Source organism: Pseudescherichia sp. (genome assembly GCF_032052675.1).
GTDB lineage: Bacteria > Pseudomonadota > Gammaproteobacteria > Enterobacterales > Enterobacteriaceae > Pseudescherichia.
The window spans coordinates 185897-203380 of the sequence record NZ_DAMBWA010000006.1 but is presented as its reverse complement, the minus strand read 5'-3'; the positions used below and the strand labels follow the sequence as shown (position 1 = coordinate 203380).

Genomic DNA, 17484 nt, shown 5'->3' with positions numbered 1-17484 from the left:
TCTTTTGCCGGGTATCTTAATACGGTACGACGCTAAATAATCGAGCCCGCATTGTACAGGGTTTTCATCTATCACAACCCGATTTTCAGACTCCAACTCCCCACATTGATCAGGTAGTTTCAGTTATGGTGATACCGAAAAAATATCTATGGCAAAAAGGTACCTCCGATAGTGTAGACGGCATCCCCATTTCTGCCAGAGCCCGCAGCAGGATCCTCTGGTGCGATCGTTATTTAAACCAGACGAATACCGGCATCGACAAAAAAGAGCGCGCCTGTACAGCCGCGCGCGTCGTCAGAGGCGACAAACAGCGCCATCGCGGCCACATCCCGCCCCTCCAGGGTAATATCAAGCGACTGCATAGCGTTGATCTCCTGCTCTGACTGCGGCGTACGCCACAGTGCCTGCTGGCGCGGGGTAGAGATTGCGCCGGGAACAATACAGTTCACCCGAATGCCAGACGGCCCCAGCTCCCGCGCCAGCGTCTGGCTCAGCCCCACAATGGCCGCCTTTGCCGTGGTGTAGCCCACCATGCCCGGCCGCCCCTTCATAAACGAGGTTGAGCTGGTAAGAATAATATTGCCCCCTGCCTGGCTCTTCATCAGGGCCGCAACGGCCTGGCTGGCAAAAAACTGGTGATCGAGATTTACCTCCAGGCTGGCACGCCACCCTTCAGGCTCCACGGCGAAGGTATCGTGGCGATCGTCACGGGCAGCATTGTTGATCAGCACGTCAATCCCCCCCTCCTGTTCGGCAATAGACGCAATTGCCTCTCTCAGGGCCGGAATATCGCGCAAATCGGTAAAGTGAAACTGCGCACCGCTGGCCTCCGCCACCGCGGCTCCGGCGTGGCTGTCGATATCGAGAAAATGTACGCGGCTCGCCTGCTGGCTGAAGGCCGCAACCAGATCGGCGCCAATCCCGCTGGCGCCGCCGGTAATCACCACCACCTTATCCTCCAGGCTGGCATAACGGGTATAACGGTGCTCGGTCATCGCGTCTCCTCTCTTTCTCCTGTCAGCAGGGCCTGCATGACCGTGCCGTCCAGGGTATCCTGCTCCACGTCCAGCAGATGAGCAATGGTTGCGCCGGGATCCGCCATCCGGTACGGGCCATAACGATGGCGATCGTGAGAGTAGCCTTTGCGAATTCCCGCCCCGAAGGCAAGCAGCACGCCGTAGTTAGCGGTATGCGCCGTCTCGGCCGTCGGCTTTTGCGGGCCGTGATTGGCCCCCGGTGCGGCTACCGGACAAATATCCTCGCCGCCGAGGCTGGTACCCCAGACAAAGCCGGTATCATAGGTAAAGAGCACATCGCCAGCATGCTCTCCCCAGTAGCCGATCCCCACCGCATCCTCTTTGCGCACCGCCCAGGCCACGGCGTAGCGGGTTTGCCCCCGGTGTTCAATATGCCAGTTATGCAGCAGGTGCAGGAGTCTATCCTGAATTGCACCATACTCCTCCGGGGCAACCCTGGCAGTGTTGATAAAGATCTCCAGCCCGCCGCGCTCATCCTTTAGATAGACCTGGCTTTGGCTGCGCACCGGCAGGCCGTTTGCGTCCAGCGTCACCAGACCCTGTTTCGCCAGGTAGCGGTTTACGTCACACATAAAGTGATTCGGCACCGCCCCGTGGTCGGAGGCCAGCAGCAGCGTAGTCTCGTCATCCATGCTGTCGATGATTTTGCCGATCGAGCGATCGAGCACCTTATAGCACTCGCGAATGACGGCTTCATAGCGCGAAGCCTGCTGCGGATCGTAAAACGGCGAGGCCGGATCGTACTGCCCAAGACAGAGATGGTGCGACTCATCGATCAGGTGGTGCACCGCCGCCCAAAGGGCGTAGCCGTGCTGATGCGTTAAACGGAGGGCGCTCTCCGCCAGCCACAGCGACTGGCGTTCGGCATCCTCCAGGGTAGAGGCTAAATGCGCCTCATCCGGCGAAGCCTTCACCGCCCACTGGCTATGGAACGGTCCCAGCTCGTCGATAAGCTGCCGCGCCAGCACACTGTCTGAGGCGAGGCGCTGAGGATAGCTCACCTCGCTCTGGATAATCTCAATCTCCCGGGTGTGCGGTGCAAAACGTGCCAGCCAGAAGCGGACCGCGCCACCTTCAGCCACGTCCCCCAGCGGCAGCCAGCTGCTCCACGCCCCCGGCGTTAAGGTGACCTGCGTATCGCCCACGCCCAGCGTACGGGTCTGCACATCCAGCGCGAGCGTCACCTCTGGGCCATGCGCTGACCGGATCGTCAGGCGGTAGCGCCGCCCCTCCTCATCGCCAATCAGCGGCTGCCACAGCCCCTTGTCATGATAGGCCAGCGGCGAGGATGGCGGCCAGCCCAGCGTCTGCTGGCGGGCTTTGCCGGGCGGATCAAAGCGGGCGGCGTCGGTGGTAAAGATCGCCGGTGCGGCAAAGGTGTGCGGATTCGGCTCCGGGGCGGACCAGTAGGGAGAGAGGGTGAAATGGGGCGTCGGCGCAGCCACGCTCTCCGGGAAGTGGATCAGCGCGGCGCGCAGCCCCTGCGCTGCCATCTTTTGCAGCAGCGGCTGCGTGCGTGAATAGTCAGCCGGTAGCGCTTGCCCCCGCCACGAGGTGCCAGGGCTCTGTCCGCTAATAAACGCCGCCCAGTTAACATCGCCCCAGGCAGAGATATAGGGCAGCAGCTCGGTGGCTGCCCCCTGCTCCAGCATCCGGCTGATATGTGGCAGCTCGCCCTCGGCGGCAAACTTCTGGATCAGCGGCATCATTAATCCATCGACGCCAAACACAATCACTTTTTTATGCATTCCCCCTCTCCCGATCAATTCAGCCGCACGCCGCTGTCGGCATCAAACAGATGCGCATGACGGGCATCGGGCAGAACGTTAAGCGTCTCACCCGGCTGGGCCGCTACGCGCTGATGAAAAAGCGTAGTGACCTTGTGCTGGCCGATGTTGAGCATAATCTGCGTCTCCGAGCCGGTCGGCTCCACCACGTTGACCTGTGCCTTAATCGACGCTCCCGTGGCGAGGGTAAAGTGCTGGGGACGGACCCCATACAGCACCCGCTGGCCGACGTTCAGCCCCGGCGTCTGCGCCACCGGCAGCGCCACGCCATCGTCGGTAAGCACAACCCCCGGCTGCTCCACGCGCCCGGTAAAGAGGTTCATCGACGGTGAGCCGATAAAGCTGGCGACAAAGGCATTCGCGGGACGATCGTACAGCTCAAGCGGGGTGCCTACCTGCTCAATACGCCCATCACGCAGGACTACGATGCGATCAGCCATAGTCATAGCCTCGATCTGATCGTGGGTCACGTAGATCATGGTCGTGTTAAGCCGCTGATGCAGCGCCTTGATCTCGGTGCGCAGCTCTACGCGCAGCTTGGCGTCGAGGTTGGAGAGCGGCTCGTCAAAGAGAAATACTCTTGGATGACGGAGGATTGCCCTGCCCATCGCCACGCGCTGGCGCTGGCCGCCGGAGAGCTGGGCTGGCCTGCGCGCCAGCAGCGGCGTCAGGCCCAGCGTCTCGGCGGCCTGGCGTACCTGCCTGGCGATCTCATCTTTCGCTATGCTCTGCATCTTCAGCGAAAAGCCAAGGTTCTCCGCCACCGTCATGTGCGGGTAAAGGGCGTAGTTCTGGAAGACCATCGCTATGTTGCGTGCCTGGGGCGAGAGATCGTTAATCGCCTCGCCGTCCAGAATCAGCTCGCCGCCGTCAATGCTCTCCAGCCCGGCGATCATCCGCAGCAGCGTAGACTTGCCGCAGCCGGAGGGTCCCACCAGCGCGATAAACTCACCGTGGTGAATAGCCAGATCGAGACCGGGGATGATGGTCTGCCCATTAAAGGTTTTTACGATATTCTGTAGCGTCAGGGTTGCCATAGTTAATCCTTCACTCCTCCGGCAGTTAAGCCATGAACCAGATAGCGGCGCACCAGCAGCGTAAAGGCCACTACCGGCAGCATCACCAGCGTGCCGCTGGCGGCAATTTTGCTCCACTCCCACCCTTCGTATTGCAGGAAATTCACAATGGCGACCGGGGCGGTGACGGCGTTAGTCCGGGTTAAGATCAGCGCGTAGAAAAAGTCGTTCCACGAGAAGATGAAACAGAGAATGGCGGTGGCCGCGAGACCGGGCTTCACCAGCGGCAGTGAGACCAGCCAGAAGCTGCGCCACAGGGGACACCCGTCCATCCAGGCCGCCTCCTCCAGCGCCACCGGCACGGCGGAGAAAAAGGTCTGCATTAGCCAGATCACAATCGCCAGGTTAAAGGTGAGGTAAACAATAGCCAGACCAATAATGGTGTCCTGCAACCCCAGCCAGCGCCAGGCCAGAAAGAACGGAATGGTAAAGGCGATGGGCGGGGCCATGCGCGTCACCAGGATCCAGAGCGCCACGTAGCGGCGGGCGCGAAAACGCCAGCGGGTCAGCACCCAGGCCGCCGGCACGCCGAGCAGCAGGGAGAAGAAAGTAGAGAGTAGGCTCACCATCAGGCTGTTGCCAAACGGCTCGAGAAAGTTTCCGGCAATCAGCGCCCGGTAGGCGTCCAGCGTCGGCGTAAACAGCAGGGTTAGCTCGAACGCGTCCAGCGCCGGGCGCAGGGACATAATCACCATCCACAGAAAAGGCGCGAGGATGATGACCATCAGCAGCAGGGCCAGCAGCGTGCGCTTCCCCTTCAGCCGCCATGTTTTACGCCGGACGGCGGCTCTCACCTGCGGGCGGCCCACCTCACTCTGTTGTATTGTCATCGTTCCACCCTGCCCGGCCAATCAGCCAGCTTAAGATAAACACGCCTACCAGGATCACCACCGCGATGGCGCTGCCGTAGCCCCACCAGGAGAAGTTAAACGCCTGGATAAAGCCGTAGTAGTTGGTCACCTCCGTTACCGAGCCAGGCCCGCCATCGGTGAGGATGTAGATCAGCGGAAAGGCCTTGAAGCTGTCGATAAGGCGAAACAGGATACAGACCGCCAGCACCGGCTTCAGGTGCGGAAAGACCACGTAGCGGAAAATGTTGAACGGCGAGGCCCCATCGAGGCTGGCCGCTTCCCGTGGCTCATTGGGCACCATCTGTAACGCCGCCAGCACCATCAGCATGGTAAAGGGAAACCACTGCCAGACATCCGCTACCACAATTGCCCATAGTGCGGTGTCAGGGTTGGCAATCAGCGAATCCAGCGGCAGGTTAAACCGGTCCAGCACCTGGTGCAGCGGGCTGATATCCGGGGTGTAGATAATCTTCCAGATCAGCGCCACGATAATCGGCGGCAGCACCATCGGGATCAACAGCAGCGTGCGTACGCCGTTCAGCCAGCGCGAGGTGCCGTTTAGCAGCAGCGCCAGCAGGAGGCCAATCAGTACCTGAAAAAGGACGCTGACCACGGAGAGCTTAAGCTGCGTCACCAGCGAGTTGAGAAAGCGATCGTCATGCAGCAGCTGCTGATAGTTAACCAGCGGGTTGCTGAAGGTGAAGGTCGCCTCTGGATTGGTCAGGCTGAACGGCGTCAGGCTAACGATCAGCAGCGCCGCCGCCGGTATCAGCGTCAGCAGGGTCAGGACCACCAGCGAGGGGGCCAGCCCCAGCATCCAGGCATAACGCTGGCGCTGCCGCCAGCCGAGTGATTGTCCCATCGCCGTCCTCATGAGAGTTTCGCGCCCGCGCGTTTCAGGTCGGCAAGCGTCCCGGCCTGCGCCTGGGCCATCGCCTCTTTCGCCGACAGCTGGCCTGATGCGATCAGCGCGATAGCTTTATTGAGCTGCTGGTCGACCTGCGGATAGAACTCCACGGTACGGTACTTCATGTAGCCGCCCTTGCCCGCCTGGTCGATGGCGTCGATAGAGAGCTGAGCAAGGTCGACGCCGTTGATCACCTGCCTGCTGCGAAACGCCTGGGAGTCGATATCGCTGTGGCGGGTAGGCGAGCCGTAGCCTGCCTCCAGCGCCCGGGCGGTCATCTGCTTCGACAGTGACCACTGGATAAAGGCCCATGCTGCCTCTTTATTTTTCGAACCGGCCGGAATACCCAGCGCATGGGTCGCCATGCCAGGGAAGGCCCCTTTCGGCCCGCTAACCATCGAACCAAAATGCGCCGTTTTCAGGGTGCGCGAGGTCTGGGCATTGCCCAACTGGGCGAGGTAGGTCTGGCTGGCGTCGGAGACGTTGACCCGGCCCTGCTTTAACGCCTGCAGAGACTGGTCGGCGGTATAGGTGATCCCACCGTTGGGGCCGAAATCACGGATCAGGCGGGCAAAGTAGTCCGCCGCCTCGACGGCTTCCGGCGTATCGAGAGTGGGGAAGAGATCGTCCGGCGGCGTACGGAAGACGTTGCCCCCGAAGGCCTGCAGATAGGGGATAAAGGTCCAGCCGTAGTGGTTGTCGGTAATATACCCCGCTACGCGATCCTTTTTGTTCACCGCCTGCAATACCTTCACCAGCTCGTCGGTGGTTTTAGGAAACTCCAGCCCGGCCTGCTGGATCAGGTCGTAGCGCGAGGCTCCCGCCAGCATGGCTTCAACCACATAGGGGATCCCGTAGAGCTTGCCGTCGCGCCCGGTCTCCGCCGCCAGCGTGGCGGGCAGGAAGTCCTGGAGCCCCCAATCCTGCGGGGTCAGGTTTGGGTTGGCGATAAACTCATCCAGCGGCGTCAGCCAGCCAGCGTTGATCCAGCGGCTGGTGTAGATAAAGGTGACGTTCACCACGTCATAGGCCGAGCCGCGGGTCGATAGCTCCAGGTCGGCGCGCTGGTTGTAAACCGGAAACGCCGGGGTATCCAGCTGCACCCGCGCCCCGGTCAGAGCCTCAAACTCCGGCAGCCACTTGCGGATCAGCTGCGGCCACGCGGTGCTGAAGATAGAGACGTTAAGGGTCACGCCCTCATATTTACGCGCGACGTTGGCGCCGCGAGCGATGGCGGGCATCATGCTGTAAACGCCAAACGCCGCCATCGCTTTTAAGAGATCACGACGCTGCATAGTTCACATCCGTATGCTGGTTTGCGGAGAGGGATTCATTGCCTGCCGGCTGCGGGCGGGTAACGGTGCGGCTGCGGCTGCCGTCAATTCCTATCGCCGGTTCGCCCTCAACGGTAACCCGGCGCACCACGCGCGGCTGGTCACCGTAGTCGTTAACCGCATAGTGCTGGGTGCTGCGGTTATCCCAGATGACCACGTCATCCTGCTGCCACTGCCAGCGCACGGTATTCTCGAGGCGGATAACGCGGTTTTGCAGCAGATCAAAAATCTGCGCCGATTCACGGCTGTTCAGCCCCACCAGCTTCTTGACGAAATGGCCAAGCAGCAGCGCACGCTCGCCGCTTACCGGGTGGACATGCACCAGCGGATGCTCCGCCTCCCACACCGACGAGACAAAGACGTTTTTGTGGTGATTGAGACGATGCTCTTCGGTGACGATGCGCTCTGCGCCATAGTCATAGTTATTGCTGTGGATGGCACGCAGGGAGTCGGCCAGCCGCTTCAGCGACTCGGGCAGCTGCTCGTAGGCTCGGGCAGTGTTGGCCCAGACGGTATCGCCGCCGTACTCGGGAATGGTCACGCCACGCAGAATCGAAATCTTTGGAAAGGCTTCTACAAAGGTGACGTCGGTATGCCAGGAGTCAGCCCGGCCGCCGCCTTTGGAGGCATCCAGCTCAAACAGGCGGGTCCCTTGCGGGGCGGGGACGGTCGGATGCGCCACGATGTTGCCAAAGCGCGCGCCAAAGGCCTGATGGCGCTCATCGGTTAAATGCGACTGCTTACGGAAGAACAGCACCTTATATTTCACCAGCGCCGTCTCTATTTGGCGAAAAAGCGCATCGTCCAGTTCAGCAGAGAGGGAAATATTACGCACCTCCGCACCAATATTTCCGGCGACGGGGTGAATATCTAATAATTCGACATCTTGATTAGCAATGCGGCTGGCTAAGGTCATGGCTGTTTTCCTTCAGTATTGTCGGGAAAACAACTTTATTAATAAACTAATGCAGGCAAAAATATCTTTTGGTCATAATATAGTAATTCGCTTTGCATAAGCTAAGTTAAAAAACGCAAGAGCGGATAATTCCGCTCTTAGGCATTATTGACTGAGCGCTTCAAACTCCTGCCAGCTTACCTCATCGATCCAGATCCCCTCCTCCACCCGGCGGGCATAGGCCCTTAATTCCGGCTCGCCGGGGATCTGCACGTCGCGGCCATCCTGCCCGGTGCGGACCCAGTCGACCTGCGCCAGCAGCGCCTGCTTATAACTTTCTCCTGCCCCCAGCCGCTCGGGGTCGAAGATAATCGACAGCATATTATTGATGATGCCCGCCCGGGGAGGGATGTTATGGCTCTCGGTCTCGCCGCCGGTCAGCGCCGCGCCGAGCAGGCTGCATATCAGCGACAGCCCGGCCCCCTTATGACCGCCAAAGGGCAGCAGCGCGCCGCGCGGTTCGGTCATCAACACCGCCGGATCGGTGGTCGGCTGGCCGTTGGCGTCGACGATGCACCCCTCCGGCACCTGGCGGCCCTCGTTCCAGGCCACGCGGGCTTTGTTCCCGGCAATGGCGCTGGTAGCAAAGTCGAGCACCACCGGCGGACGGCCCTGCAACGGTACGCCGACGCAGAAGGGGTTAGTGCCCAGTCTGGCCTGCAGGCCGTCAAACGGCAGCACAGCCGAGGGGGCGGCCACGTTGGCAAAATGAATTGAGACCAGCCCAGCCTCAGCGACCTGCTCAGCCCAGGCACCAATGCGTCCCAGATGGTGAGCGTTGGCGAGGCCGACCATCGCCACGCCAAACTCCCGTGCCCGGGCAATCCCCGCCGTCATGGCCTGCTCGCCTAATAGCTGGCCGAAGCCGTGCCCGCCGTCAAAGGAGATAACCGGCCCGGCATCGCGGACCTGTGCTAAATGCGCTTTAGGATTGAGATCCCCCGCGACGATAGCGCGAATATAGCGCGGCAGCAGCGTGACGCCGTGGGAGTCATGCCCCTTTAAAGAGGCGTCAACAAGATTATCCGCTACCTTTTGCGCGATCTCTGGCGCGGTATTAACTGCCATCAGATGCTGCGTTAATAGCGTGCGAAGCTGCTGATGTGAAAATAGAGGCATACATGTACCCGCGATATTATCCCTGAAATGCCAGGGGATATTTAAACGAGTTTCGATTATAGCGGGATCGTTTCCGCTGCCTTATCTCATTTCCGGGAATCTATTTCTGGTTAAATCATTTCCTTTGGCGCCGCTGCTCTGACCATGATTGCTCATTATTAATAAATACTTTTCTGGGGTTTGGCATGAATAAACGGAATAGCTTAGTGGCCTGGACGCTGGCGCTTTCAACGCTGGGTGGAATAAGTCAGTCGGCGTTTGCTGAGGGGAATATCAGCATTGCCCAGCAGTTTGGTATCGGCTATTTAATTCTGGACGTGGTACGCGACCAGCAGCTGATTGAAAAAGAGGGCAAAAAAGAGGGGCTGGATATTAACGTCGAGTGGCGCACCATCTCCGGGGCAACCGGAATGAACGAGGCGCTGCTCTCAGGCGCGCTGGACGTCGCCTCGGCGGGTCTGCCGCCGCTGCTGACTCTCTGGGATCGCACTAAAGGCAGGCAGAACGTCAAGGCCATCGCCTCGCTGGGATCGATGCCTAACTATCTGCTCAGCAACAATCCGGCGGTGAAGAGCGTTAAGGATCTGACCGATAAAGACCGCATTGCGGTTCCGGCGGCTGGGGTGGGTTTCCAGTCGCGTACGTTGCAGATCGAAACCGCAAAACTGTATGGCAACGACGATTTCAAGCGCTTCGATAAAATCAGCGTTAGCCTGCCGCATCCGGACGCCAGCGCGGCCCTGATTGCCGGTGGCTCCGAGATCACCACCCACTTCTCCAGCCCGCCGTTCCAGTATCAGGCCCTGGAGCACAGCAACGTGCACAAAATTCTCAGCTCCTACGATGTGCTGGGCGGACAGGCGACCTTTAACGTGCTCTACACCACGCAGAAGTTCCACGACGAGAACCCGAAAACCTACAAAGCGTTCTACCGGGCGCTGAGCGAGGCGGCAAAGATTATCAATGCCGATAAAAATGCCGCTGCCGAGACCTACATTCGCGTAGAGAAGTCGCGCCTGCCGCTGCCGCTGGTGCAGAAGATTGTGAACGATCCGGAAATCAGCTTTACCGTCTCCCCCGAGCGCACCGGCGTCTACGCCGAGAAGCTCTATGAGCTTGGCGTCCTGAAGAACAGGGCCAGCTCATGGCAGGATTACTTTTTCAACGAAGCGTGGGAAAACCCAGGCAGCTAAGCCGCAACCCAGGAGGCCCAGATGGCAACTCAGCACAGCGATGGACCACTATTGCAGGTCAGCAACGTCGATATTGAATACCGGACCCGCGAGCGGCAGGTGCGCGCCACCCACGACGTCAGCTTTGATGTCTGGCCAGGGGACCGCTTTATTCTGCTCGGGCCGTCGGGCTGCGGCAAATCGAGCCTGCTGAAGGCCGCCGGTGGCTTTATCTCCCCCAGCAGCGGGCAGATCTCGCTGGCGGGGACGGCGATTAAGGAACCCGGGCCAGAGCGGATGATGGTGTTCCAGGAGTTCGATCAGCTGCCGCCGTGGAAAACGGTGCTGGAGAATGTGATGTTCCCCTTGCTGGCGAGCCGCAAGGCCAGCCGCGCCGAAGCTAAAGAGCGGGCGCTGCACTTCCTCAACAAGGTGGGGCTGGCGGAGTTTGCCGACGTGATGCCGCATATGCTCTCCGGAGGCATGAAGCAGCGGGTGGCCATTGCCCGAGCGCTGGCGATGAAGCCGCGCATCCTGCTGATGGATGAGCCGTTCGCCGCGCTGGATGCCCTCACCCGCCGCACGATGCAGGAGGAGCTACTGGCCCTGTGGGAGGAGGAGCGCTTCACCCTGCTGTTTGTTACCCACTCCATTGAGGAGGCGCTGGTGGTGGGCAGCCGCATCCTGGTGCTCTCTCCGCACCCTGGCCGCGTGCGGGCGGAGCTGAACTGCCACCAGTTCACCCTGAACGACTTTGGCAGCGAGGCGTTCCAGCACGCCGCCAGCCATATTCACGACCTGCTCTTCCCGGCTAACGGGAACATTACTTCACACTCAACCGGCAAGGAGCCCGCCTATGTCGCAGCCACCGTACATCCGTCCTGAGTTTGAGCGCGAGCTGCCGCCGCTGCGCAATCTGTCGGTAGAGACACCGCTCCCCATTGGTCAGCGTCTGTGGAACCAGGCCTGGCTGCGCAAGTCCCTGATCGTGCTGCTGGTGCTGGCGCTGTGGGAGATGGCTGCCCGCATCCAGCAGAACGATCTGATGCTGCCCGGCGTGCTACAAACCCTGCGCGTCTTTAGCGAGGATATGCACAACGGCGAGCTGCCGGGGAAAATTGCCAACTCGCTCAGCATCCTGCTGAAGGGCTACCTGATCGGCAGCGTACTGGCGCTGGTGGCCAGCGCCCTGGCGGTCACCACCCAGTTTGGCCGGGATCTGCTCAGCACCCTCACCTCCATGCTTAACCCGCTGCCGGCTATCGCCCTGCTGCCGCTGGCGCTGCTCTGGTTCGGGCTGGGCAACGCCAGCCTGATCTTCGTTATCGTGCACTCGGTTACCTGGCCCATCGCCCTCAACACCTGGTCGGGGTTCAGCAGCGTGCCGGAGACCCTGCGCATGGCGGGACGCAACTATGGCCTGAGCGGGCCGCGCTACGTCGCCACCATCCTGATCCCGGCCTCGCTGCCTGCTATTCTCTCCGGGCTGAAGATCGGCTGGGCCTTTGCCTGGCGGACGCTGATCGCCGCCGAGCTGGTGTTTGGTGCCTCCAGCGGCGAAGGCGGGCTGGGCTGGTATATCTTCCAGAACCGCAACGAGCTGTTTACCGATCGGGTCTTCGCCGGGCTGCTGACGGTGATCGCCATCGGTCTACTGGTGGAGGGGGTAGTCTTCGCCACCCTGGAGAAGGTCACCGTCAAGCGCTGGGGAATGCAGCGCTAGCGGGTTCAGCGCCGCTTTCGCTAAGCGCTCGCCAGGGCAGTCACCGCATAGCTAAACGCCGTAATGGCCTGCGCGACGTCATCAGCTTCCACCGACTCCGCCGGATGGTGGCTGATGCCACCCTTGCAGCGTACAAAGAGCATCCCCACCGGCCAGCGTTCAGCCATCGCGATGGCGTCATGCCCGGCTCCGCTGGGCAGCGACAGCGACGCACCCTGCGCCTGATGGACCGCATCGGTAAGCAAGCTCTGTAAACGTCGATCGCAAGGCGTAGCGGCGATGCGGTAGAACTCCTCGGCGCTGAACGTCAGCCCCCGGCGGGTGGCGATAGCCTGCGCCTGGGCCAGCAGCTCATTCAGCAAAGCATCCAGCGGCGCGTCCTGCGGTCCGCGAATATCCAGCGACAGCGCCACTTCGCCAGGTATAACGTTAACCGCCCCCGGCAGGCAGCGCAGCTCGCCTACCGTGGCAACCAGGTTGCCGCCCCGTTCATGGGTGGTGCTTTCTACAGCCACCATCCACTCGGCAGCAGCGGCCAGGGCATCTTTACGCTGAGCCATCGGCACGGTGCCGGCATGGCCCGCCTCGCCGGTAAAGCGACAGTTCAGGCGGCGCGCGCCGTTGATCGCCTCAACGACCCCCAGCGCCAGCCCCGCCTGCTCCAGGCAGGGGCCCTGCTCGATATGCAGCTCCAGATAGGCGGCGATCTCTTCCGTACGACGAGCCGCCTGCGCAACGCGGGCCGGATCCAGCCCGGCCAGCACCATCGCCTGCGCCACGCTGACGCCGCTGGCATCGGTCTGCATCAGCCACTGCGCCGGCCATCTCCCCGTCAGGCCACGGCTGCCGAGCAGGGTAATGCCAAACCGCGTCCCCTCCTCGTCGCAGAAGCCCACGATCTCAATCGCCTTCGCCAGCCGCTGCCCCTGCTGATGCAGGCTCTGTACCACCTCAATGGCCGTCAGCACCCCCAGCATGCCGTCGTAGCGTCCGGCGTTGCGCACGGTATCCAGATGCGAGCCTAACAGAACTGCCGGAGCGCCCTTCTGCTCGCCCTCGTAGCGGCCGCAGACGTTGCCCACGCTATCCTGCCAGACGATCATTCCTGCCTCTGCCATCCACTGCGCCACCCGCTGGTTAGCCTGCAGATGCTGCGGGGAGAGGTAGACCCGGGTCAGGGCGTCCGGCGTTTCGCTGATGGCGGCCAGCTCATCCGCACGGGCTATCACCCGCTCCGCCTGCTGGCGTGCTGGCTGGCTCATAGCGGACGCTCGCTGTGATAGCGATCCCACGCGGCCTGCATCGCCGCGCCCTGGACGGTGGGGAATTTAAGATAGTTCAGCACCGACTCCAACGCGCTCAGGGTAGTCATCACGCAATCTTTGCGGGCGTTATAGCCCATCGTGCCGATGCGCCATACCTTGCCGTGCAGCGGGCCAAAGGAGGTGCCGATCTCAATGCCGAAATCCTCCAGCATCAGCTTGCGCACCAGGTCGCCGTTGATCCCCTGCGGGATCACCACGCCAAGCACATTGTTCATCTTGTGCTTCAGGTCACCGAAGGTCTCCAGCCCCATCGCCTGGATGCCCGCCAGCAGCGCCTCGCCGTGTAGCTTATGGCGGGCGATGCCGTTATCCAGCCCCTCCTGAAGGATCAGACGCGCGCACTCCCGGGCGGCAAACAGTGCCGACGTCGCTTCGGTGTGGTGGTTCAGCCGCTCCGGTCCCCAGTAGTCCATCACCATGCCGAGGTCGAAGTAGTTGGAGTAGATCATCTCCTCTTCACCGTCGCGATGGTCAGCCGTGCGGATCCCCTCCTCGACGCATTTGCGGCGACGGATGACCTCCTCCATGCGCGGACTGAGGGTGATAGGTGAGGTTCCGGACGGGCCGCCGAGGCACTTCTGCATCCCCGCCGAGACCGCGTCCAGCCCCCAGGCATCGCACTCCAGGGCGTTGCCCCCCAGCGAGGCGGTGGCGTCGGTGTAGAACAGCACGTCGTGGCGGCGGCAGATATCCCCCAGCTCGTCGAGAGGCTGGAGCATGGTGGTGGAGGTATCCCCCTGCACCGTCAGCAGCAGGCGCGGGCGCACCCGCTTGATGGCGTCTTCGATCTGGTCGGGAGTAAAGACCTCGCCCCACGGCACCTCAATGGTGTGCACCTCCGCCCGACAACGACGGGCAATTTCACACAGCAGATGACCAAAGCGGCCAAATACCGGCACCAGCACCCTGTCACCGGGACGGATAGCCGACACCAGAATAGCCTCAATTCCCGCTCGCGAGGTACCGTCTACCAGCATCGTCCAGCGGTTTTCGGTGCGGAACACGCCGCGATAGAGGGCCATCACCTCGTTCATGTAGTGGGTCATCGCCGGATCGTACTGACCGATAAGCTGGCTCGACATCGCACGCAGCACACGCGGATCGGCGTTGATAGGCCCCGGCCCCATCAGCAGGCGCTGAGGCGGGTTGATTTGTGAAAATTGCGCGATATCCATGTTAGGTTCCTTAAATTAATCCAGCCCGCGTACGGAGGAGATAAACTGCTTCAGTTCACTGGTCTGCGGGTTGGCGAACAGCATTTTGCTGTCGCCCTGCTCCCACACTCTCCCCTGATGCATAAACACCACGCGGTCGCCCACTTCGCGGGCAAAGTTCATTTCATGGGTGACAAGGATCAGCGTCATCCCCTCTGCCGCCAGCTGCTCCAGCACCTTAAGCACCTCGCCCACCAGCTCCGGATCGAGCGCCGAGGTGATCTCGTCGCAGAGTAATACTTTGGGTGACATCGCCAGCGCACGGGCAATCGCCACGCGCTGCTGCTGGCCGCCGGAGAGACTGGAGGGGTAGTAGTCCAGCCGATCGCCCAGCCCCACCTTCTCCAGCATCTTTTGCGCCAGCTCGCGGCACTCGGCGGCGCTCTTTTTCAGCACCCGGCGCGGGGCCAGCATGACGTTCTCCAGCGCCGTCATGTGGGGGAACAGGTTGAAGTTCTGGAACACCATGCCGATGGAGCGGCTGATCTCCCGCGCCTGCGAATCCCGGTCGGTGATGGTCATGCCGCCCAGCTTGATGCTCCCCTCCTGGTAACCCTCCAGGCCGTTGATGCAGCGCAGCAGCGTGCTTTTACCCGATCCGCTGCGACCGATAATAGAGATCACCTCGCCCATATCGATATCCAGATCGACGCCCTTAAGCACGTGGTTATCACCGTAGTACTTCTGCATCTGATTAATGGTGATGAGAGGCATTGAATTTATTCTCCAGATAGCGGCTGTAGCGAGACAGCGGGTAGCACAGAATGAAATAGCCCAGCGCCACCAGCGCAAAGACTTTAAAAGGCTGATAGGTGACGTTGGTCAGCATCGTCCCGGCCTTGGTCAGATCGACGAAGCCGATGATCGACGCCAGCGCCGTGCCTTTGATCACCTGCACGGCAAAGCCCACCGTTGGCGCAATGGCGATGCGTAGCGCCTGCGGGGCGACCACCCGCCAGAGGGTCTGGCCAAAGCTCAGCCCCAGGCAGCGCGACGCCTCCCACTGCCCTTTCGGCAGGGCACGAATGCTGCCGAACCAGATATCGAGTAAAAAGGCGCTGGTATAGAGGGTCAGCGCCAGCGAGGCCGCCGTCCAGGGTGAGACGTCGATACCCAACATCGCCACGCCAAAGAAGGCCAGAAAGAGCTGCATCAACAGCGGCGTCCCCTGGAACAGCTCGATATAGCCGCGGATCAGGCGCTGCACCTGCCGCCCGCCGGTCAGGCGCAGCAGCAGGAGCGGCAGCGTCACCAGCGCGCCGCCGCTGAAAGCCACCAGCGAGAGCAGTACCGTCCAGCGCCCGGCCAGCAGCAGGTTGCGAATAATGTCCCAGTCGGTAAAGGTGTTCATCATGCCTGCACTCCCAGCCATCTCCGCCCCGCCGCCAGCAGCAGCTGACGCATGGCGATCGACAGAATTAAGTAGATCCCAGCCGTCACCAGATAGACCTCGAAGCTGAGAAAGGTCCGGGACTGGATCAGGTTGGCGGCAAAGGTCAGCTCCTCGTAAGAGACCTGCGATACCACCGACGATCCGAGCATGACGATGATGCACTGACTGACCAGCGCCGGGTAGATACGCTGGAGCGCGGGCGGCAGCACGATGCGGATAAAGGTCTGGGCGCGGGTCAGGCCCAGCACTCGCCCGGCCTCCCACTGCCCCTTCGGCGTAACCTGGATCCCGGCGCGTACGATCTCAGTGCTGTAGGCCCCCAGATTCACGATCATCGCCAGCAGCGCGGCCTCCCCCGCCGTCATTTTGAGGCCCATGTTGGGCAGGCCAAAGACAATAAAGAACAGCTGTACGACAAAGGGCGTGTTGCGGATCAGCTCCACGTACGCGCCCCAGATGCGGCTGAGCCACGACGGACGTCCGCTGCGAATAGCGGCCCCGAGAATGCCCAGCGCCAGGCCGCCCGCCGTCGCCATCACCGTGAGCTGAACGGTGATCCACACTCCCGCCAGCAGCTCCGGCCAGTGCGGCCAGAGCTCAGAAAAGTGAAGTTGTTCAGTCATTCACCGGCCTTACACGCCAAGGCTGGCTGGCAGCGGGGCTTTCATCCACTGCTCAGAGAGTTTGTTCAGGGTGCCATCCTTCACGCCCTGCTCGATCAGCGTATCCACCTTCGCCTTCAGCGCTGGCTCGTTCTTCTTCAGGCCGATAAAGCAGGGTGAATCTTTCAGCATAAAGCTCGGCACCGGCGCTTTGTCGGCGTTCTGCCGGGAGATGGCCGCCACGACGAGGTTACCGGTAGCAACGTACTGCACCTGACCCGACAGATAGGCCGACAGGGTGGTGTTGTTATCCTCGTAACGCTTCACCTGCGCCTCTTTCGGCGCAATGCCGGTCAGCACCATGTCCTCCACCGCGCCACGGGTGACGCCGATGGTTTTACCGCTCAGCCCCGCTGCGTCCTTCAGCTCTGCCCCCTTCGGACCAAAGACGCCCAGGAAGAACGGTGCGTAGGCGCGGCTAAAATCAATCACCTTCTCACGCTCGGCGTTTTTACCGAGGCTGGAGATGACCAGGTCCACCTTGTCCGTTTGCAGATAGGGCACCCGGTTGGCGCTGGTCACCGGGACCAGCTGCAGCTTGAGCTTCATCTCTTTGGCAAGGTAGCGCGCCATATCGATGTCGTAACCCTGCGGCTGGAGATCGGTCCCTACCGAGCCAAAGGGGGGGAAGTCCTGCGGGACGGCGACCCGAAGCGTGCCGCGTTTCTCAATATCCTGCAGCTGGTCGGCCTTCGCTGCCGACAGGTGAGTTAACAGAACAGCGGCCCCGGCCAGTGCGATCAAGATTTTTTTCATGGTGTTTACCCGTTACGTTAGCATGAAACAAAAGATTCTATAAATAGACTTTTGCAACTAATGTGCCAGGTACGGATAAACGGTAAATCAGCGTTAACCGCCTAAATAGCCATCAGAAATGAGAAAATAAGCTGCGCTTTTCTGCACCAAAATAGTGCCAAACACCAGCGTGG

Annotated in this window: 17 protein-coding genes; 3 read left to right on the top strand and 14 right to left on the bottom strand. The window is 61.2% G+C overall.

Annotated features, from left to right (window positions below):
• Positions 1–233 precede the first annotated feature (233 nt).
• From RTX96_RS10770 to RTX96_RS10735, 8 genes are all read right to left on the bottom strand, one after another.
• Positions 234–995, bottom strand: a complete 762-nt coding sequence (locus tag RTX96_RS10770; protein ID WP_312268945.1) for an SDR family oxidoreductase — start codon at positions 993–995, stop codon at positions 234–236.
• Entirely contained in the window at positions 992–2785 is a 1794-nt protein-coding gene (locus RTX96_RS10765; protein ID WP_312670956.1) for an alkaline phosphatase family protein, read from the bottom strand. The genes RTX96_RS10770 and RTX96_RS10765 overlap by 4 nt, the downstream gene beginning before the upstream one ends.
• Positions 2786–2799: 14 nt before the next feature.
• On the bottom strand, positions 2800–3861 hold the full coding sequence (locus RTX96_RS10760) for a sn-glycerol-3-phosphate ABC transporter ATP-binding protein UgpC (RefSeq protein ID WP_312670955.1): 1062 nt from the start codon (positions 3859–3861) through the stop codon (positions 2800–2802).
• Positions 3862–3863: 2 nt separating this feature from the next.
• Positions 3864–4730, bottom strand: a complete 867-nt coding sequence (locus tag RTX96_RS10755; RefSeq protein ID WP_312670954.1) for a carbohydrate ABC transporter permease — start codon at positions 4728–4730, stop codon at positions 3864–3866.
• Positions 4711–5613, bottom strand: coding sequence for a carbohydrate ABC transporter permease (locus tag RTX96_RS10750; RefSeq protein WP_219817871.1), 903 nt, complete (start codon positions 5611–5613; stop codon positions 4711–4713). Before RTX96_RS10750 ends, RTX96_RS10755 begins: the two co-directional genes overlap by 20 nt.
• Positions 5614–5621: 8 nt before the next feature.
• On the bottom strand, positions 5622–6953 hold the full coding sequence (locus tag RTX96_RS10745) for an extracellular solute-binding protein (RefSeq protein WP_312670953.1): 1332 nt from the start codon (positions 6951–6953) through the stop codon (positions 5622–5624).
• Positions 6940–7908, bottom strand: coding sequence for a TauD/TfdA dioxygenase family protein (locus RTX96_RS10740; protein WP_103819566.1), 969 nt, complete (start codon positions 7906–7908; stop codon positions 6940–6942). The genes RTX96_RS10745 and RTX96_RS10740 overlap by 14 nt, the downstream gene beginning before the upstream one ends.
• A 144-nt stretch (positions 7909–8052) precedes the next feature.
• Entirely contained in the window at positions 8053–9066 is a 1014-nt protein-coding gene (locus RTX96_RS10735) for a malate/lactate/ureidoglycolate dehydrogenase (protein WP_312670952.1), read from the bottom strand.
• 185 nt (positions 9067–9251) lie between these two features.
• On the opposite strand from RTX96_RS10735, the gene RTX96_RS10730 reads away from it, so the two are divergent.
• From RTX96_RS10730 to RTX96_RS10720, 3 genes are read left to right on the top strand one after another with little or no spacing between them, the layout of a single operon-like run.
• A complete protein-coding gene (locus RTX96_RS10730) occupies positions 9252–10259 on the top strand; it encodes an ABC transporter substrate-binding protein (RefSeq protein WP_312670951.1) in 1008 nt (335 codons plus the stop codon).
• Positions 10260–10280: 21 nt separating this feature from the next.
• Positions 10281–11123 carry an ABC transporter ATP-binding protein gene (locus RTX96_RS10725; RefSeq protein WP_312268952.1) on the top strand — a complete coding sequence of 281 codons (843 nt, stop codon included), beginning with the start codon at positions 10281–10283 and terminating at the stop codon, positions 11121–11123.
• Positions 11095–11961, top strand: coding sequence for an ABC transporter permease (locus RTX96_RS10720; protein WP_312268953.1), 867 nt, complete (start codon positions 11095–11097; stop codon positions 11959–11961). Before RTX96_RS10725 ends, RTX96_RS10720 begins: the two co-directional genes overlap by 29 nt.
• Positions 11962–11981: 20 nt before the next feature.
• Here the strand turns inward: RTX96_RS10720 and hpxK are convergent, their stop codons facing one another.
• From hpxK to RTX96_RS10690, 6 genes are read right to left on the bottom strand one after another with little or no spacing between them, the layout of a single operon-like run.
• Entirely contained in the window at positions 11982–13223 is a 1242-nt protein-coding gene (gene hpxK, locus RTX96_RS10715) for an allantoate amidohydrolase (RefSeq protein WP_312670950.1), read from the bottom strand.
• Positions 13220–14461 carry an alanine--glyoxylate aminotransferase family protein gene (locus RTX96_RS10710; RefSeq protein ID WP_312670949.1) on the bottom strand — a complete coding sequence of 414 codons (1242 nt, stop codon included), beginning with the start codon at positions 14459–14461 and terminating at the stop codon, positions 13220–13222. Before RTX96_RS10710 ends, hpxK begins: the two co-directional genes overlap by 4 nt.
• A gap of 15 nt (positions 14462–14476) precedes the next feature.
• Complete coding sequence (locus tag RTX96_RS10705) at positions 14477–15214, bottom strand: amino acid ABC transporter ATP-binding protein (protein ID WP_312670948.1); 738 nt, start codon at positions 15212–15214, stop codon at positions 14477–14479.
• Positions 15195–15851: an amino acid ABC transporter permease gene (locus tag RTX96_RS10700; protein WP_312670970.1), complete on the bottom strand. Its 657-nt coding sequence runs from the start codon at positions 15849–15851 to the stop codon at positions 15195–15197. The genes RTX96_RS10705 and RTX96_RS10700 overlap by 20 nt, the downstream gene beginning before the upstream one ends.
• A complete protein-coding gene (locus tag RTX96_RS10695) occupies positions 15851–16516 on the bottom strand; it encodes an amino acid ABC transporter permease (protein ID WP_312670947.1) in 666 nt (221 codons plus the stop codon). The genes RTX96_RS10700 and RTX96_RS10695 overlap by 1 nt, the downstream gene beginning before the upstream one ends.
• A gap of 9 nt (positions 16517–16525) precedes the next feature.
• Entirely contained in the window at positions 16526–17311 is a 786-nt protein-coding gene (locus RTX96_RS10690) for a transporter substrate-binding domain-containing protein (RefSeq protein ID WP_103819576.1), read from the bottom strand.
• Between the last annotated feature and the right edge of the window lie 173 nt (positions 17312–17484).

Bases quoted from the DNA above. Each gene is read 5' to 3' on its own strand.
- RTX96_RS10770 (WP_312268945.1), bottom strand. From the start codon at position 995: ATGACCGAGCACCGTTATACCCGTTATGCCAGCCTGGAGGATAAGGTG.
- RTX96_RS10765 (WP_312670956.1), bottom strand. From the start codon at position 2,785: ATGCATAAAAAAGTGATTGTGTTTGGCGTCGATGGATTAATGATGCCG.
- RTX96_RS10760 (WP_312670955.1), bottom strand. From the start codon at position 3,861: ATGGCAACCCTGACGCTACAGAATATCGTAAAAACCTTTAATGGGCAG.
- RTX96_RS10755 (WP_312670954.1), bottom strand. From the start codon at position 4,730: ATGACAATACAACAGAGTGAGGTGGGCCGCCCGCAGGTGAGAGCCGCC.
- RTX96_RS10750 (WP_219817871.1), bottom strand. From the start codon at position 5,613: ATGGGACAATCACTCGGCTGGCGGCAGCGCCAGCGTTATGCCTGGATG.
- RTX96_RS10745 (WP_312670953.1), bottom strand. From the start codon at position 6,953: ATGCAGCGTCGTGATCTCTTAAAAGCGATGGCGGCGTTTGGCGTTTAC.
- RTX96_RS10740 (WP_103819566.1), bottom strand. From the start codon at position 7,908: ATGACCTTAGCCAGCCGCATTGCTAATCAAGATGTCGAATTATTAGAT.
- RTX96_RS10735 (WP_312670952.1), bottom strand. From the start codon at position 9,066: ATGCCTCTATTTTCACATCAGCAGCTTCGCACGCTATTAACGCAGCAT.
- RTX96_RS10730 (WP_312670951.1), top strand. From the start codon at position 9,252: ATGAATAAACGGAATAGCTTAGTGGCCTGGACGCTGGCGCTTTCAACG.
- RTX96_RS10725 (WP_312268952.1), top strand. From the start codon at position 10,281: ATGGCAACTCAGCACAGCGATGGACCACTATTGCAGGTCAGCAACGTC.
- RTX96_RS10720 (WP_312268953.1), top strand. From the start codon at position 11,095: ATGTCGCAGCCACCGTACATCCGTCCTGAGTTTGAGCGCGAGCTGCCG.
- hpxK (WP_312670950.1), bottom strand. From the start codon at position 13,223: ATGAGCCAGCCAGCACGCCAGCAGGCGGAGCGGGTGATAGCCCGTGCG.
- RTX96_RS10710 (WP_312670949.1), bottom strand. From the start codon at position 14,461: ATGGATATCGCGCAATTTTCACAAATCAACCCGCCTCAGCGCCTGCTG.
- RTX96_RS10705 (WP_312670948.1), bottom strand. From the start codon at position 15,214: ATGCCTCTCATCACCATTAATCAGATGCAGAAGTACTACGGTGATAAC.
- RTX96_RS10700 (WP_312670970.1), bottom strand. From the start codon at position 15,851: ATGAACACCTTTACCGACTGGGACATTATTCGCAACCTGCTGCTGGCC.
- RTX96_RS10695 (WP_312670947.1), bottom strand. From the start codon at position 16,516: ATGACTGAACAACTTCACTTTTCTGAGCTCTGGCCGCACTGGCCGGAG.
- RTX96_RS10690 (WP_103819576.1), bottom strand. From the start codon at position 17,311: ATGAAAAAAATCTTGATCGCACTGGCCGGGGCCGCTGTTCTGTTAACT.